Origin of the sequence: Pseudidiomarina planktonica (assembly GCF_900177775.1) — a bacterium.
Classification (GTDB): Bacteria; Pseudomonadota; Gammaproteobacteria; order Enterobacterales; family Alteromonadaceae; genus Pseudidiomarina; species Pseudidiomarina planktonica.
On sequence record NZ_FXWH01000003.1, the window covers coordinates 221,417 to 238,427 of the forward strand.

A 17,011-nucleotide genomic window follows, 5' to 3' on the forward strand; every position below is an offset into this window, starting at 1 on the left:
AGCCAGTTATGAATATTGCCAATATTTACCAGGGGGCCTTTCTTTGGATTGCGGTGATTATTGCCACCGTTTTAATTCAGTGGCTAGTTGCCAGCGGCCGTAAAGCCAAACAAAATGGCGCCATTCCGGGAAAACCACCTACCGACTTAAGTCATCACGATTTTGTGTTCCGTGCCTGGCGTACGCACCAGAACTCAGTCGAAAACCTTGGCACTATGCTTGGCGCCAGCTTTTTAGCTATTTTGGTGGGCGTTGACGCGGGTTGGACAACACTGCTAATTGCCATTATGGCGCTATCCAGAATTATTCATATGGTGCTTTACTACGCTATTGCCACCGAACAAAACCCAAGCCCACGCAGCTATTTCTTTATGCTGGGTTGGATAGCAAATCTGGCGTTATTAGTATTGTCATTTATAACTTTGCTTAGCTAATTTTACCAAGTAACGGTCAGCCTTAAATAACCACCACCCGGTTCCGGCCAGAGTTTTTGGCCTGATACAGGGCTTCATCGGCACCACGCCAAATGTCGATAACGCTGGTGGTGTTTAGGGTTAAACCAATACTAACCGTCATTCGAATAGGCTCGTCTACATCGGGGTGCATAATCTGCAGCGCCTCGGTGTCTTTTCTGATGCGTTTGGCAATTTTAGTGGCGGTATCAATATCCACCCGCTCAATCAGAATAGAAAACTCTTCACCGCCAACCCGCGCAACCGTATCGTAGGGGCGGGCCACTGTGGTTAACAGCTCGGCAAAGCGCACCAGTACGTGATCGCCTACCAGGTGTCCATGCTCGTCATTGATTTTCTTAAAGTGGTCTAAATCCAGCGCCAGAATAGCCAGCTCGGTTCGCTCGCGGGCAGCGCGGCTCATGGCCTTATTCACCAACTCGGTAAAACCACGGCGGTTATATAGGTTAGTTAATGGGTCGGTAATGGAAAGCGTTTGTAGTGCTTTATTCGCTTCTTGCAGCTCTTTCTCGGCTTCGCGGCGTTGCGCAATTTCTTCGGTCAGCAAGCGCGACAGATAAATAAACCGGCACATTATAAACATCACAATCGCCAGTAAAATAAGTGCGCCTATCAGGCTGTAAATTATATAGCTGTAGTCAGCTCGCTCCGGCGGGGTGAAAATAAAACCATCCAACGATGCATTCCCGCGGGTCATATTCAAATCCTGATAACTTTCAGCAATCATTTGCCAGCGGCCCGGATTCATATGCCCAAGTTGCACTAGTTCCGGCATCACCAGTTGGCGTATTTTCTCGGCTTCGTAGCGCAAATGACCGCGGGATTTTTGCGGGGCATAGTTCGCCTGAATTAAATCAATGGTGCTGTCGACATTCTTAAATGCATAATCCCAACCGCGCTCCACTGCTTCTTTCATGGCGCTCACCAGCTCAGGATCTGAGTTTGCCAAATCTTCGGTGGTAACCAATACGTCGCTGTAAAAGTTAACCCCGTAGTCACGCGGATTAATCAGGTTGTAGTCAACGCCACGCTGATTCAGGACATAGGGTTCGTTGGAGATATAACCGTCGTAAGCATCTACTTTGCCGTCAATCAGGTCGTCCAGCCGATAGGTGTTTGGCACTAACTGTACGGTATCAACCGGCAGTCCTTCTTTGCGCAAAATGGTTACCAACTCGGCACTTTCCGGAGGTGGCATCATCATCAATCGCTTACCAACTAAGTCTTGCGGGGTGGTGATGTTTGATTCTTTTAAGGTAATCCAAACCAGTGGCGAGGTTTGCATTAGTGCTGCAACCGCAACTACCGGCTTACCCTCTAATCTGCGCATTACCACGCCGGAGGCGGTAATAGCGAAATCAATATCACCGCGCAGTAGTTTATCGGTAGGTTCTAATGCGTCGGGGCCGCCTTCCAGCAAAGTCACGTCCAGCCCGGCTTCGGCAAAGTAGCCTTGCTCAACGGCCTGGTAGTAACCGGCAAACTGGAACTGGTGTAGCCAGCGCAATTGCACTGTCACTGGGGTTGCAGCGTTGGCAAACGGCATTTGCCAAAGCAGCATAGTCACTAAGCTGAATGTGATTAGAAAATAGCGCATATACTTATGTTGTTATTTTTATTTTTAGTAATGCCGTAGTAGACACGCTTTTGTCTAAAATTTCCACAAAAAACCAACAGAAAGTTGGTATAAAGTGATTAGTCCTTCACCAATGGAATGTATTTTTCGTAACCTTCGGCCGCCATATCTTCCAGTGGAATAAAGCGCATTGCTGCTGAGTTCATGCAATAACGTAGGCCGGTAGGTTTCGGGCCGTCCTCAAATACATGGCCTAAATGCGAGTCGGCATGGGTGCTGCGCGCCTCAATGCGTTTCATAAACCAGGAGCGGTCAGTTTTTGTCACTACAGCAGACTCGGTAATAGGTTTGGTAAAGCTTGGCCAACCTGTGCCTGACTCGAATTTGTCCGCCGATGAAAACAGCGGTTCACCACTTACAACATCAACATAAATACCATCGCGTTCTTCGTCCCAGTAGGGGTTATTGAACGCGCGCTCGGTTGAGTCTTTCTGAGTCACGCGGTATTGCACATCGGTCAGCATTTCTTGTAACTCAGCGTCCGATGGCTTGGTGAAGTTGGCGTACGGATCGTCATTGCTCATGCTGTTCTCCTGGTTGGATACTGCGGAATCAGCGTCACTGTTCAGATAGGCCGCGTTTGAAAATGAAGTATAGTCAACATCGCTGGTGTCTCCCCAAACCGACTCAACAAACTGAAAACGGCCTGAGTTAAAGGTATAAACGCGATAGCGAATTGGATTCTTACGATAATAATCCTGATGGTAGGATTCCGCTTTGTAAAAGGTTTTAAATGGCTCTATCGGAATCACGACCGGATCAGAATAGGTATTTGAAGCGTCCAGTTCGGCAACCGCTGCCTCAGCAATCTGCTGCTGTTGCGCGTTATGATAGAAAATGGCCGGACGATACTGCTTACCACGGTCAACAAACTGACCATCATTGTCGGTTGGGTCCATCATGTGCCACAGCGCTTGCAATAGCCCTGCGTACTCAACCACATCAGGATCGTAATACACCTGCACGGCTTCAGTATGACCGGTACGGCCGGAGGCCACTTGCTCATAAGTTGGGTTTTCTTCGGTACCACCGCTGTAGCCCGAAATCACGCGGGCTACACCTGGCACTTCCTCGAAAGCTTTCTCAACGCACCAGAAGCAGCCACCAGCAAAGGTAGCTACAGCCTCATCCTGATCATCACTTTGGGCCACAGCCGCGCCGATGCTGAGCATACTTAATGCCGCGCCGAGCAATGCGGTTCGTGCCGAGTGCACAACGAATTTAAGAGACTGTATTTTCATAAGGCCACCTCTAGTTACTACTTCTAGTTACGAACTCTGTTTCAAACGTGTTTTTAAGCGATCCAGGAAGGCTTCAATACGTTTGGCATTCACGCCCACATCGCTGCGGCCGACGCGTGATTTACTACGTACGTCAATCACTGAACCCGTCGCTTCCTGACTAATACGAATCACTACGTCGTCTTTAAAGCCAAACCAACGGGTGGTGTCGGTGGCTTCAATACGACCAGAAACGATGTCGCTATCAACCAGCTCCCAACCCATTTCCTGAACTACCATTAGTGCTTCTTCAAATATTTCGTTGGCCGGCAAGTCGTGGCGCATAGGCTCAAGATCAGGATAAGCCTCTTGTTGCTGCGCTGCGGTTTCCGGGCCAGCGTATTCAACCGGGTTTGGAGCATCGGCACGCAGTGGTGCAATGGTTATAAACTCAGGCGGATTTTCAGTGTCGGTGCTAATGTCGTGAATTGGCGGTACGCTTTGCGCCGTTTGCAGTTGCGCGTAAGGCAAGTAGAAGCTAATACCACCTGCTACCAGGGAAAGTATTAACAGTACCGACATGCCTGCGCGCGGGCGGGCAAAAATAAAATAAAGAATGATGAGCACGGCGGCGCCAGCACCAACATAAGCGGCATAACGCATGGTTAAAAACGCTGCCGACAGGTCAGCAACATTGTATTTGTAGGCTGGCCCGGCTAAAGCCAGTGCCAATAATGCCAGTAAGCCTGCAAAGATTAATATCCAGCCGATAATTTTTTTCATTGTTGTTAGTCCTTGTGAATCATAAAAAGGGCGGTTTTACTGCAGAAAGCCCTGTGTTTGCTTTACTAGCTAAGCATGAGTACGTAAAAACGCAACTTTTGTATTTGTTTACTGAATTAATAACAACAAAGTTTGCGTTCTGACTGAACGAATAGGCTTAAAAATCAGTATACTGTTGAGCTAAAACTATAATACATAGGAAAAAAATAATGCCATTCAAACGTCGACCGCGCGTCACGCCTGTTAATTACCTTAAAGTAAATACGCTCATTTTGCTGGCAACACCAGCTTTCGTTATGGCGCAGTCAACTACTGCGGATGTAAAAACAGCTTCAGCTGAGCAGAGGGACGTGGAAGTAATTCAGGTTTTTGGTGACCGCAAACGTGCGTTAACCTCGCCCAAAGACGCCCAACTGAGTGGTCTGTTTGGTGGCGACAAAAGTATTTTTGAAATTCCACGGGCGGTAACACCAATCACCTCGGCCATGATGGAAGACAACGCCATTGATGATTTGCACGATATTCTTAAGTTAGCACCTAACACTTATGCTGCCAGTGGCTTTGGTGCGCCAAGCCTGCCAACCATTCGCGGTCAGTTGGGCGAGCTGTTTGAAGCAGGCATGCGCCGTCAGGCGGGTAATAACGGTTTTGGTATTCCGTTGTCGTTCAACGGCGTGGAACAAATTGATGTAGTGAAAGGCGTGCCTTCAGTGATTCTGGGCAGCACCCAGCGCGTGGGTGGCTTTGTGAATTTGCAGCCGAAGCAAGCCCCGTTAACGGGTTCTGAAGCCAGCATGAAAGTAAGTGCCGGGCGCTGGGACAGCTACACGGCGCAGGTAGATGCCGGTACGGCCGTGGAAGAAGGTAAGCAGGGCGTGCGGGTGAGTGCCGAAGTGCGCCGTCAGGGCAGCTTCTATGACTACGCGCATTTTGATAGTGAGAATCTGATGCTGGCTTACCGGTTGCGACCTAACAGCAAGAGCGAATGGCGTCTTAATTTTGAGTTCTTTGATGTTGATTACACCGACAACGCCGGTATTAACCGTCCAACGCAGAACCTGATTGACCATAATTTATATATCACTGGCCAGGGTGTGCAGCCAAACGGTTCAACCGTGCCAGGCCCTTTTAGCGTCGTTAGCCCAACCGGTGAAGTAGAAATCCCGCGCTCGCAAGTGCTGACCGATCCGTTAACCACAAACAATGCGCAAACCTATTTAGTTCACAGTGTGTATCAGCTTGAGCTGAATGACTCGCTGGCGTTAACCAACCGCACTTATTTCCAGCACCTGCAACGTGACGAAGTAGCGACCAACAGCTTTGTGGAAATTATTGACGGCGCTTCGACCTTTGAAAACCGGCTGGAATTGCAAAAGTTCTGGAGTGAGACTCAGCAAAGCACCTTTGGTTTTAATGTGCGCTACAACGACGTGCTGGGTTATAGCCAGTTCACCACTGAAGCTGATTTACCAACGGATTTAACCGGGCCACTAAGTAATCGCCGTATTCCATTAACCGCTGAGCAACAGGCGCGACTAGTTGAATTACGCCCTGGTGTATATGTGTCACCGGGTGCGCAGTATGACAACAATGGCGACGGGGTGGGTGACTACAGCTTGTCCGATACCACTGATTCTGAAAGTTTGCAGCTTGGTGTGTTCTGGCAGCAAGAAAGCCAGTTAACCGAGCGCTTGTTGCTCACCCTGGGTGGGCGTTTGGACTATTACGACGTGACCGCGCGGGACGCCTTGCCACCGGAGGGCTTTGCAGCCGCTGAAGACAGCATTAGCGAAGTACTGGGAAGTGCTGCGGCAAGCTTGAATTACCGCCTGCAAGACTCAGTGTTGTTGTACGGTACGGTCAGCTATCTGGAATCTACCTCCAATAGCATGGGCGGCGGTAACGTGCTGGGTGCCAACAACCAAATCAGTGAGCTGAACTTTGCTACTGAGAATGAGTTGGTTGAATTGGGTATTAAATACGCGCCGGCCACCAGCCCCTGGTATGCCGATGCCGCTATATTTAATCAAACCCGCAGCCTGCGTAACCGTGACGGCAGCAACAGTGGCATTAAAACCCGCGGCTTTGAAACCCAGGTTGTTTACGACGGTTTAGATGGTTGGTGGGTAAGTGCAGGTTATAGTTATCTGGACGCTCGCTACGACAATAGCGCCAGCTTTCAGGATTCAGCTCAGGTAGCCGATGCTTTTGATGATTCGCGGCCAGATATTATTGAAGGCACAGGTGTTGGTGCACCAAACTTTGCCGGCTTCGCACCGTCGAGCGTGCGGGTTCAGGGCTTACCTGATCACAGTGCGTCCTTCGCTGTTGGCTATGAGCTAAGCGAGCAGTGGTCACTTGGCTTAGATGCCATTTACACCGGTAACTATAAATTAGACTACCTTAATACAGTGCGTATTCGCGATCAGCACACGTTAAATGCGAACGTTCAATACAGCTTTGCCAACCAACGCAGCACCTTACGTTTAGACGTATTTAACCTGACGGATCAGGATAACTGGTCGCCGGTGTTTGAAGGTGGCTACTTTGGCTCAACGCTGGCGTTTCCGTCGTTACCGCGATACCTTGAGTTAACCTTTAAGCACACATTCTAAACGCAGGGAGAACAACCTTGGATGTTCGAAAACTAGCTCTGGCAGGTGTTTTTGTTGCGGCACTGGCGATATTTTTTGCCTTTGATCTGGGGCAGTACTTAACCCTGTCGTGGTTTCAGGAACAACAACAGCAGTTGCAGAACTTCCAGCAGGAAAACTGGCTGGCGGTGTTTGCGGTCTACTTCGTTATTTACGTAGTGGCAACGGCCCTGTCGCTGCCGGGAGCTGTGGTATTAACTCTTGGTGCTGGCGCCTTATTCGGGCTGGGCTGGGGTTTATTACTGGCCTCGTTCGCCTCAACTATAGGTGCAACCCTAGCATTCTTAAGTGCCCGCTTTATTCTTCGAGACTGGGTGCACAGCAAGTTCTCCAAGCGCTTAAAAGCTATTAACAAAGGCATGGAGCGTGACGGCGCGTTTTATCTGTTAAGCCTGCGGTTGGTGCCACTGTTTCCGTTTTTCGTTATCAACCTGGCCATGGGCTTAACTTCCATAAAGGCCTGGACGTTTTATTGGGTCAGTCAGGTGGGTATGTTGTTGGGCACCGCGGTTTATATTAATGCCGGTACCCAATTGTCACAGTTGGATTCGTTAGGCGGTATTTTCTCGTTCGAGCTGGTGCTGTCGTTTGCGCTGTTAGGTATTTTCCCGCTGATTGCGAAGTTTATTGTTGGCTATTTGCGCCGCCGTAAAGTTTACCAGGGCTATGAACAGCCGAAGCAGTTCGACTACAACCTGGTGGTTATTGGTGCTGGCTCTGCAGGGCTAGTGAGTGCTTACATAGCAGCGGCGGTAAAAGCCAAAGTATTGTTGGTTGAGAAGCACAAAATGGGTGGTGACTGCTTAAATACCGGTTGTGTGCCTTCCAAAGCCTTGTTGCACGCCGGTAAAGTAGCGCAGCAGCAACGCACAGCGCACCACATTGGCATTACCAGCAACGAGCCGCAGGTTGATTTTGCCAAGGTTATGCAGCGGGTGCAGAACGTTATTCAAAGCATTGAGCCGCATGACTCAGTAGAGCGTTACACTAAGCTTGGCGTTGAGGTGGCTACGGCCAGTGCCGAAATTATTTCGCCCTGGCGAGTAAAAGTAACCGACGCCAACGGCGAGCGCGAAGTAGCCACCAAAAACATTATTGTTGCAGCCGGTGCCGGTCCTTTTGTTCCGGATTTACCGGGGTTGTCTGAAAGTGGTTATTTGACGGCTGAAAACCTTTGGCAATTGCGTGAGTTACCTAAACAGTTAGTGGTTATGGGGGGCGGCCCTATTGGCTGTGAACTGGCGCAGGCATTCTCACGCCTGGGCAGCAAGGTAACTATTGTTGAACAAACCGAGCGCTTGCTTATTAAAGAAGACGGCGACGTTGCCAGCCTAGTGCAACAGCGCTTTGAAGCCGAAGATATTAACTTGCTGACTAATCACAAAGCGGTAGCTGTGGGAAGTGAAGGTTCGCGCAAATACCTTGAAGTTGAAAGTAATGGCCAGCGCAAGCAAGTTGAGTTTGACCAATTACTGGTAGCTGTAGGCCGTAAAGCCAATTTAACCGGTTACGGGCTGGAAAATATTGGTGTTAAAACCGACCGCACCATAGTAACGAACGAGTTGCTGCAAACCAATTTCCCGAATATATACGCTGCCGGTGACGTAGCCGGGCCTTATCAGTTTACCCACACTGCCAGCCATCAGGCCTGGTATGCTGCGGTGAATGCCTTGTTTAGTCCGTTTAAAACCTTTAAAGCCGACTACCGGGTTATTCCCTGGGCCACTTTTACCGACCCTGAAGTAGCTACCGTTGGATTAACGGAAGCGGCCGCCAAAGAGCAAGATATTGAATACGAAGTAACCCGTTACGATATTGGCGAGCTGGATCGGGCTTTAACCGAAGATCAGGCTTTTGGTATGGTGAAAGTGCTAACGGCACCGGGCAAAGACAAGATTCTTGGCGCCACTATTGTGGGTGCGCAGGCGGGAGAGTTAATTGCCGAATTTGTGCTGGCCATGAAACACAATATTGGCCTGAACAAAATCCTGGGCACCATACATATTTATCCAACCATGGCGGAAGCCAATAAATACCTGGCTGGCAACTGGAAACGGGCGAATGCACCGGAAAAGCTGCTGCAATGGGTAGAGCGCTTCCACAGCTGGCGGCGTAATTAATGCGTCGCTGGTTGGTCGCCTTGGTAATGGCCTGCGTGCCGGTTATGGCCGGGGCTGACAGCTCTGACAGTTCGAACAAGGCCTGGCAACAGCAAGTTACTGCGGCGCAGGGCAAAACCGTTTACTTTTACGCCTGGGGTGGCTCGCAAGGGGTAAATAATTACCTGCGCTGGGCTGGACGGCAGCTGCGTCAGCAGTATGGTATTCGGTTAGAGCATGTGAAAGTAGACGATATTGCCACCGCTGTAACTGTGGTGTTGAATCAATCGAACGCCGCTGGTGCGGTAGATTTACTATGGATAAACGGCGAGAATTTTCGCACCCTGAAACAAGCAGGTTTGCTGCGCGGCCAGTTAGACTCAAACATTCCCAATGTAAGCGAGCTAGCCTTTGACACCTTGCCGCTAAGCAGCGATTTTGGTGAGCCTGTTGAAGGCTTTGAAGTGCCCTGGGGCATTGGCCAGTTTCATTTGCTGGCGCGGCCCGACAGCATCAGTGGCGACCAGTTTAGCCCGAGCCAATTAATGGACTTTGCCAAAGCAAACCACAACAGATTTACTTATCCGGCTCCGCCTGAATTCCACGGCACTACCTTTTTAAAGTCACTGCTGCTGGTACTTAGCGATAAAGATTCACGTTTATACGAACCTGTTACTGAAGCGGCCGCGGCAGACCTGCTACCTTTATTGTGGGACTATTTAGACAGCTTGCATCCGCTGTTATGGCGCCAGGGTGAGGTGTTTGTGCAAAGCGTTAGCGAGCAGCAACGGCTACTGGCCGACGGTGTGTTGGACATAGCCTTTAGCTTTAACCCCAATGAACTTGAGGTAGCCGCGCAAGCCGGCAGGTTACCTGCTGAATTAACCCGTGCCAGTTTGGGCGTTGAAGCCATAACCAATAGCCATTACCTGGCTATTCCGGTAAGCGCCCAAGCGCCTGAAGCCGCTGAAGTGGTAATTCAGTTTTTATTGTCCCGCGAAGCACAGCAGCAAAAAGCGCAGTTGTCAGGGTGGGGTGATCCTTCGGTGCGTCGTGATATGCTGCAACAACAGCAATTGTTTCCGGCCACTGCAGAACTTCACAGCAGCTGGCAGGATTATCTGGAGAGCGCATGGCTCGAGCGTTATCAACATTAACCTGGCCATGGTTACTGGTGTTAGTGGTGCCGGTAGCCATTGGCATACTGCTGGGCCTGAATGGGCTCTGGCGGTTTACTGACTGGTTCGAATTTTTTCAGCAGCCGGGCTTGTTTAAAAGCATTGGCTACAGCCTGTTGGTGGCCATAGTTGCGCCGCTACTAGCGCTATATTCAGCCTTACTTATTAGCGCCTCCGCGCAACACACCGGCGCCTGGCGCCGCACCCGGCAGTGGCTGGCACCCTTGCTGTCCATGCCGCATGTGGCGTTTGCCATTGGCTTACTCTTCCTGTTAAGCCCCAGTGGTTGGCTGGTACGCCTGCTACAGGAGCTATTCTCGTTATTCCCACAACCGCCAACCAACTGGTGGCCGCAGGAAAAAAGCCTGGGCTTAATGATTCTGGTGCTGGTGCTAAAGGAAATTCCTTTCCTACTCTTTATGATTGCCGCCAGTGCGCAGCAATTTCCACAGCAGCAATGGCAGCGGTTGGCCGCAACCATGGGTTATGGCAGCTATGTGAGCTGGTGGAAAATCATGCGGCCATTGTTGGTGCGCCGGTTAAAACTGCCATTCTTTGCGGTGGTGGTTTACAGCCTGGCGGTGGTAGATATTGCTGCTTTGGTTGGCCCGAATACGCCGGCACCACTGGCGGTAGAAGTGGTGAACTGGCAGCGCAGCTTTGTGCCGGTAGATCAAAGTTTTGCTGCGTTCGGTAGCTTTATTCTGCTAGTGGCGGCGGCATTTATGTATGCGCTGGTGCATTGGCATGAAGGCTGGGTATTGAAAGGCGCCCGGCAGCAGTGGTGGTTTATGCGCCGCCCATGGGGCGTGTTAGCTATCGGCTTAGGGCGGTTATGGCAGCCACTGGCAGTGGTGTTGGTAATTGGCTCGCTGGCGGTGCTCATAAGCTGGTCGCTTGCCTTTGGTTGGTACTACCCCGATTTAAGCCCAGATTCCTGGCAAGTGAGTTTGTGGGTGCAGGAATGGCCGTTTCTGCAACAGCCTTTATTTCATTCATTGTCACTGGCATTAATTACCGCGGTAGCCGCCTTAAGCTTGAGCGTATTGCTGCTGGAACATCAGCGCAAGCGTAATCAGCACTGGCCCGACTGGATTGTGTTGCTGCCGCTACTAGTGCCGCAAGTAAGCCTGGTGCTGGGTTGGGTAAGCCTGCAAAGTATGTTGGGTATTACGCCCAAGGTATGGTCAAGTTACCTGGCGGTTATTATTGGCCACATTATTTTTGCGCTGCCTTACAGCTATTTAGTTCTGGCCAGCCATTACCGTAGTTTCAATCAGCGCTATATGAGCATTGCCGCTACTTTGGGCTACAGCCGTTGGCAGGCGTGGTGGCAGATTCAGTGGCCGCTGTTGCGCGCGCCCTTGTTGTTCAGCGGTGCTATGGCCTTTGCGGTCAGCATTGCGCAGTACGTACCTACCTTGTTGTTGGGCAATGGTCGCATTACCACCCTGACTACCGAAACCGTGGCGCTGGCTAGTGGCGGTGACCGCGCCTTGATCGCGCTCTATTCATTGCTGCAGGCGCTGTTACCTTTACTGATTTTCACGGCGGTGCTCTTTACTGGCCGAACAGCAGGACGAACTGCTGGTCGAAAGGCAGGCCAAACCCAGGGAGTGAACTCTGATGCTGGTAATTAACCAACTGACAATTCGGCTGAAAGACTCGGAAAAGCCGTTATTAACCCTGCCCGAAGTGTGCGTGAAGAAAGGCGAAGTAGGGGTGCTCATGGGCGCTAGCGGCAGCGGTAAATCTACTGCGCTACGCTGGCTTATTGGTGAGTCGCAGCCTGACTTTGACATTAGTGGCCAGGTGCTGCTGAACGATACTGATATTACTGAATTTAACACTCAGGATCGTGACATTGGCTTGCTATTTCAGGACGTGTTGCTGTTTCCACACATGACCGTGGCTGAAAACCTGGCGTTTGCGCTGCCTAAACGATTGCGTAAAGCCAAGCCGGAAGAAAAGCGTGAACATGTGCAGGCCATGCTGGCGTCTATGGAAATGGCAGACTTTGGTGACGTGTACCCGGAAACCTTAAGCGGTGGCCAACAGGCTCGCGTTGGTCTGGCACGGGCACTAATTCATGAACCGGCGGCACTGCTATTGGATGAACCCTTTTCAGCGCTGGACATGGCCTTGCGTGACAGCATTCGCAGTTGGACCTATAAGCTGCTGCAAGAATGGCAAGTGCCGGCGCTGGTGGTTAGCCATGACATTGCCGACAGCGAGTCGGCGCAACAGGTGATTTATGTTTGATCCCAGACTAAATAGCATCCTTAGACCGGTACTGAAGCAGGTTGCACAACTGCTGGTAAAGGCGGGAGTGAGTGCCAATCAGATTACTGTGGTTGGCTTTTTAATAGGTATGCTGGCGCTGCCATTGTTGGCATTTGAAGCCTATTTATGGGCACTGGCGATGATTGCTATTAACCGTATCGCTGATGGTTTAGACGGTGCCGTGGCGCGGTTAACGCACACCACAGACGCCGGCGGCTATTTAGATATTACCTTTGATTTTATTTTTTACAGTTCGGTAGTGTTTGGTTTTTTACTGGCCAATCCGGAACAAAATGCCATTGCGGCAGGGCTGTTGCTGGTTACCTTTATGGGTACCGGTTCCACCTTTCTGGCCTTCTCAACGCTGGCGGTGAAACACGGCATTGATAACCCCGAGTATCCGAATAAGTCGCTGCACTATATGGGCGGTATTACCGAGGGCTTTGAAACCATTCTGGCGTTTGTGTTGTTCTGCCTGTGGCCCCAGTATTTTGTGGCGCTGGCACTAGTGTTCTCAGCCTTATGCTGGATAACCGCCTGCAGTCGTTTATGGGCCGGGTACCAAACCCTTAAACACCGGGCCTAGTCTTGCTGTTTCGAGGCAGCGGGTTTGGCGAAAGGTAGCCACAACATGCCGCGCAGCCCATTGGTTTGCGTGCGTTCCCGGAACTCTTTAATGCCTATTCTCAAGTTCGCTTCGCCACCTTTGGCGTTGGCGGTGTAACTGCCGAACACACGATCCCAGCACGACAGGTTAAAACCGTAGTTACTGTTGGTTTCCTCTGGCCGCTGGCTATGGTGAATGCGGTGCATGGCGGGGGTTACAATAATAGCCCGCACGGGGCGCTCTAACCCTTTGGGTAAGGTCACGTTGGCGTGATTAAATATCGAGGTAGCGCTCAGTATAATTTCAAATAAAATCACCGCTTCCGCTGGTGCACCCAAGGCAACCACCACGCCAATTTTAATCAGCATGCTCAGCAGAATTTCCAACGGATGAAAGCGTAGGCCAGTGGTTACATCAATGTCCTGATCAACGTGATGCACGCGGTGCATACGCCATAACCAGGGTACCTGGTGAAAAATGCGATGCTGCCAGTAAATGGCGATATCCAGAACCACCACCGCTAGAACAGTGACCAGCCACCAGGGCAGCTCAAACTGTGCCAGTAAGCCCCATTGTTGTTCCTGCGCCCAAAGTGCGGCGCCCACAGCTCCTGCGGGTATCAGTACCCGCACCAGCAGGGTATTTAGCACCACAATACTTAAGTTGGCTGGCCACCGCTGTTTACGCCCCAGCGTGGTTTGCCGGAAGGGTTTGCGCCACTCCCACAGCAACATTAGCAGTAGCACTGCTAAAAAAGCTGATAATCGAATCAGGGGTTCGCTGGCCATATGAATTAAATCCGCTGGTTACCGCAGTATTGGTCTGAAATTGTTCTCAATCATACCATTCAACGGTTTCTCTGGTTAGTTATCTCAATCACCTTGAGCTTCGTGGTAATCTTCTTTTAAATAGCATTACGAATAAAACAATAAGAGAGTTCTATATGACAACCTTAAAACTAGCAACGGCAGCTTTGCTGCTTAGCGTTGGTCTTAGTCAAAGTGCCCTGGCGTACGACGACGTGGCCGACCATAAACGCACCATCGATATTGATTCTTCGGTAGTTACCGAGCATCAGGTTACTATTAAAGGTGAACGGGTACGTTATAACGCCACTGCAGGTACCCAACCGGTTTACAATGAAGCTGGTGATGCGACCGCAACCTTGCAGTACACCTATTATGAGCGTCAGGGCGTGAAAGATCGCGCTAGTCGTCCATTGCTTATTTCATTCAACGGTGGCCCAGGTTCTGCATCAGTATGGATGCACATTGCTTACACCGGACCTAAGTCACTACGGGTTGATGATGAAGGCTTTCCAATTCAACCGTACGGCGTGAAAGACAACCCGTTCTCGGTGCTTGATGTTGCCGATATCGTGTTTGTAAACCCGGTAAACACCGGCTATTCACGCGTGTTGCCAAACGCTGATGGCGAAATGCCGTCACGCGACCAGCAAAAAGAGATGTTCTTTGGCGTGAATGCCGACGTGCAGTATTTAGCTGAATGGTTGAACACTTTTGTAACGCGTAAAGAGCGCTGGCGCTCACCGAAGTTTCTCATTGGTGAAAGCTACGGTACTACCCGCGTATCTGGCCTGGCGCTGGAACTGCAAAACCGCCAGTGGATGTACTTAAACGGCGTTATTCTGGTGTCTCCTACTGACTTGGGTATAGATCGTAACGGTCCGGTAAAAGCGGCTAACCGCCTGCCTTACTTTGCTGCTGCAGCCTGGTATCACGACGCTTTAGAAAGCGATTTACAAAGTCAGGAACTGTTAGACATTCTGCCTGAAATTGAAGAGTTCACTATTAATGAATACCTGCCAGCTCTGGCAAAAGGTAACTCTATTAGCGCTGAAGATAAAAACCGTATTGCGGAAACAGTTGCCCGTTATTCAGGCCTTTCTAAAGAAGTGGTTATGCGCTCGAACCTGGATGTAGACACCTGGTTCTTCTGGAAAGAGCTGTTGCGTGATCGTGGTCAAACTATTGGCCGGTTGGATTCACGCTACTTAGGTATCGATAAAAACGATGTTGGTTCTCGTCCAGATTTCAACTCTGAGCTAACCTCGTGGTTGCATTCATTTACGCCGGCTATTAACTATTACCTGCGTGAAGAATTAAACTTCAAAACTGATATTAAATACAACATGTTTGGTCCTGTTCATCCGTGGGATCGCACTAACAATAATACCGGCGAAAACTTACGTCAGGCGATGGCACAAAACCCATACCTGAATGTGTTAACTCAGTCGGGCTATTTTGACGGTGCTACCAACTATTTCGATGGCAAATACAACATGTGGCAGTTGGACCCAAGCGGTAAGATGAAAGATCGACTAGACTTTAAGGGTTATATGAGTGGCCATATGATGTATTTACGTCGCGATGATCTGCGCCAGTCTAATGAGGACCTGCGTGAGTTCATCCAAAAGAGTCTGCCAGCTGCTGGCGAACCGGCTAAATACTAACCGCGACTAAGTCGCTTTAGTTAGCTTGAAAAAGGTCGTCAGTGTCGCAACTGGCGACCTTTTTTATGGCCTTTACAGAAGTTTTTCAATGCCACTATGCATTGTCTTAAATCAAGGAACTAAAATGGACTTACTACGTATAATACTATCGATTCTGCTGCCACCTGTTGGCGTGTTTTTACAAGTTGGTTTTGGCGGCCATTTTTGGCTAAACATATTACTAACTTTGCTAGGTTACATTCCGGGTGTTGTTCATGCGGTTTGGATAATTGCACGCCGCTAAACTACCTGACAGGCAACCTAAACTTTTCAGGTGGTTTGTACGTATATTGAGGCGTAGAAAAAAGCGGTTTTATTCTTTTACAAGGAGATTTTTATGCGATTATTATCGATATCATTAGCAGGTATTGCATTGTTATTTGGTTCAGCGTCAGCGCAGGCAAACGAGTGCGAACTGACTATATCTGGTAACGACGCTATGCAGTTCGACAAAAAAGAACTGTCAGTACCAGCTAGCTGTGAAGAAGTTACGTTGAACCTGGAGCACAGCGGCAAGTTAGCGGCCAAAGTTATGGGTCACAACTGGGTGCTGAGCAAAGCCAGCGACAAAAATGCCATTACCGGCGCTGCTGTTGCAGCAGGTATGGACAATCAGTATGTACCTGACAGTGACAAAGTTATTGCCGCAACTGATGTTATTGGTGGTGGCGAATCAACCAGTATCACGTTTTCAGTAGCTGACCTTGATGCCGACGAAGATTATGTATTCTTCTGCTCGTTCCCAGGTCACTGGAACATTATGACTGGTAGCTTTAAGATTAAAGCCTAACGCTAAGTTAAGCTTATGAACGAAAACGGTCCCAGTTGGGGCCGTTTTTTTTGCCTTCAATTTACCTACAACACAGTAAATCTATGTAAATAACTTTGCTTAAATACCCGCCAGCGACTTTGCTTAGTAGTACATTCCAACCAACCCGAGGATATTTTTATGAATACGAATCAAGCAAGAGCAGAAGAAGCAGTAGACAAGTCAGCGCATAAAGCACATGACACTATCGACAAAGTTGCTGACGCGGCTAAGCGCACATCTGACAGCTTAGGCGAGAAAGGTCATGACCTGAAAGAAGCTCAGGAAAAATGGCTGGCATCTGCCACCGACTATGTGAAAGCAAATCCGGTTAAAGCGTTAGGCATTGCAGCTGCTGGCGGCTACTTATTAAGCCGGTTGTTCAGTGACCGTTCATAAACAAATGAACACAGCTGAAACCGAAAGCTTGCTCAAGCAAGTTCAGGTACTGGGAACTGAAGTTCGTGAGGTGGTGAAAGCGCACCTCGAACTGGCGGGCATGGAAGCCCGCCGAGCCGGTGAAAGCTTTGTCCGAATGATTGCCCTTAGCATTATTGCCGCTGGTTTAACGCTTACGGCATGGGCGTTGTTCGTGACAGCTGCTGTTATTGCTGTGGTAAGCGGTGGCTATTTGTCGCTTACCTTAGCGCTGGTTATTGTGGCAGTTGTTCACCTGGGCGCGGCTTTTTATATTGTCAGAGATATAAAACGGCGCAGTCGCAACCTGATGTTTGCAATAACCAACAGTAATTTGTAGC

At 49.8% G+C, this 17,011-nt stretch carries 16 protein-coding genes; 12 read left to right on the plus strand and 4 right to left on the minus strand.

Going from position 1 to position 17,011, the window contains the following annotated elements; genetic code table 11:
- Positions 1-8 precede the first annotated feature (8 nt).
- Positions 9-434 carry an MAPEG family protein gene (locus tag CCE91_RS11155; RefSeq protein WP_086435374.1) on the plus strand — a complete coding sequence of 142 codons (426 nt, stop codon included), beginning with the start codon at positions 9-11 and terminating at the stop codon, positions 432-434.
- A 22-nt stretch (positions 435-456) separates the two neighbouring features.
- Here the strand turns inward: CCE91_RS11155 and CCE91_RS11160 are convergent, their stop codons facing one another.
- The 3 genes from CCE91_RS11160 to CCE91_RS11170 form a co-directional block, all read right to left on the minus strand.
- The gene (locus tag CCE91_RS11160; RefSeq protein WP_159454943.1) at positions 457-2,034 is read right to left on the minus strand and encodes a GGDEF domain-containing protein; all 1,578 of its coding nucleotides are present in this window, start codon (positions 2,032-2,034) and stop codon (positions 457-459) included.
- A gap of 134 nt (positions 2,035-2,168) precedes the next feature.
- A complete protein-coding gene (gene msrB / locus CCE91_RS11165; RefSeq protein WP_086435376.1) occupies positions 2,169-3,350 on the minus strand; it encodes a peptide-methionine (R)-S-oxide reductase MsrB in 1,182 nt (393 codons plus the stop codon).
- A gap of 27 nt (positions 3,351-3,377) precedes the next feature.
- Positions 3,378-4,112: a DUF1499 domain-containing protein gene (locus CCE91_RS11170; RefSeq protein WP_086435377.1), complete on the minus strand. Its 735-nt coding sequence runs from the start codon at positions 4,110-4,112 to the stop codon at positions 3,378-3,380.
- A gap of 209 nt (positions 4,113-4,321) precedes the next feature.
- Between CCE91_RS11170 and CCE91_RS11175 the strand changes: the two genes are divergently transcribed.
- Genes CCE91_RS11175 through CCE91_RS11200 form a run of 6 tightly spaced genes read left to right on the plus strand, consistent with a single transcriptional unit; the run spans position 4,322 to position 12,912 of the window.
- Positions 4,322-6,727: a TonB-dependent receptor gene (locus CCE91_RS11175; RefSeq protein WP_407681285.1), complete on the plus strand. Its 2,406-nt coding sequence runs from the start codon at positions 4,322-4,324 to the stop codon at positions 6,725-6,727.
- Between the two features lie 17 nt (positions 6,728-6,744).
- Positions 6,745-8,886, plus strand: coding sequence for a dihydrolipoyl dehydrogenase (gene lpdA, locus CCE91_RS11180; protein ID WP_086435378.1), 2,142 nt, complete (start codon positions 6,745-6,747; stop codon positions 8,884-8,886).
- Complete coding sequence (locus CCE91_RS11185) at positions 8,886-10,022, plus strand: ABC transporter substrate-binding protein (protein WP_086435379.1); 1,137 nt, start codon at positions 8,886-8,888, stop codon at positions 10,020-10,022. Before lpdA ends, CCE91_RS11185 begins: the two co-directional genes overlap by 1 nt.
- Positions 9,998-11,683, plus strand: a complete 1,686-nt coding sequence (locus CCE91_RS11190) for an ABC transporter permease (RefSeq protein WP_086435380.1) — start codon at positions 9,998-10,000, stop codon at positions 11,681-11,683. The genes CCE91_RS11185 and CCE91_RS11190 overlap by 25 nt, the downstream gene beginning before the upstream one ends.
- Complete coding sequence (locus CCE91_RS11195) at positions 11,670-12,305, plus strand: ATP-binding cassette domain-containing protein (RefSeq protein WP_086435381.1); 636 nt, start codon at positions 11,670-11,672, stop codon at positions 12,303-12,305. Before CCE91_RS11190 ends, CCE91_RS11195 begins: the two co-directional genes overlap by 14 nt.
- Positions 12,298-12,912 (plus strand): CDP-alcohol phosphatidyltransferase family protein, encoded by a 615-nt coding sequence (locus CCE91_RS11200; protein ID WP_086435382.1) that lies wholly within the window; start codon positions 12,298-12,300, stop codon positions 12,910-12,912. The genes CCE91_RS11195 and CCE91_RS11200 overlap by 8 nt, the downstream gene beginning before the upstream one ends.
- On the opposite strand, the gene CCE91_RS11205 is transcribed toward CCE91_RS11200, so the two are convergent.
- Positions 12,909-13,721, minus strand: a complete 813-nt coding sequence (locus CCE91_RS11205) for a sterol desaturase family protein (protein WP_086435383.1) — start codon at positions 13,719-13,721, stop codon at positions 12,909-12,911. The genes CCE91_RS11200 and CCE91_RS11205 overlap by 4 nt on opposite strands.
- Before the next feature lie 155 nt (positions 13,722-13,876).
- Between CCE91_RS11205 and CCE91_RS11210 the strand changes: the two genes are divergently transcribed.
- The 5 genes from CCE91_RS11210 to CCE91_RS11230 all read left to right on the plus strand — a co-directional run bounded on the left by CCE91_RS11210 (position 13,877) and on the right by CCE91_RS11230 (position 17,010).
- Positions 13,877-15,406, plus strand: a complete 1,530-nt coding sequence (locus CCE91_RS11210) for a S10 family peptidase (protein WP_086435384.1) — start codon at positions 13,877-13,879, stop codon at positions 15,404-15,406.
- Positions 15,407-15,530: 124 nt separating this feature from the next.
- Entirely contained in the window at positions 15,531-15,689 is a 159-nt protein-coding gene (locus CCE91_RS11215; RefSeq protein WP_086435385.1) for a YqaE/Pmp3 family membrane protein, read from the plus strand.
- Positions 15,690-15,782: 93 nt separating this feature from the next.
- On the plus strand, positions 15,783-16,235 hold the full coding sequence (azu, locus tag CCE91_RS11220; protein WP_086435386.1) for an azurin: 453 nt from the start codon (positions 15,783-15,785) through the stop codon (positions 16,233-16,235).
- A 159-nt stretch (positions 16,236-16,394) separates the two neighbouring features.
- The gene (locus tag CCE91_RS11225; protein ID WP_086435387.1) at positions 16,395-16,652 is read left to right on the plus strand and encodes a DUF883 family protein; all 258 of its coding nucleotides are present in this window, start codon (positions 16,395-16,397) and stop codon (positions 16,650-16,652) included.
- A 4-nt stretch (positions 16,653-16,656) separates the two neighbouring features.
- The gene (locus tag CCE91_RS11230; protein ID WP_234996332.1) at positions 16,657-17,010 is read left to right on the plus strand and encodes a phage holin family protein; all 354 of its coding nucleotides are present in this window, start codon (positions 16,657-16,659) and stop codon (positions 17,008-17,010) included.
- The last annotated feature ends 1 nt before the right edge of the window (position 17,011 follow it).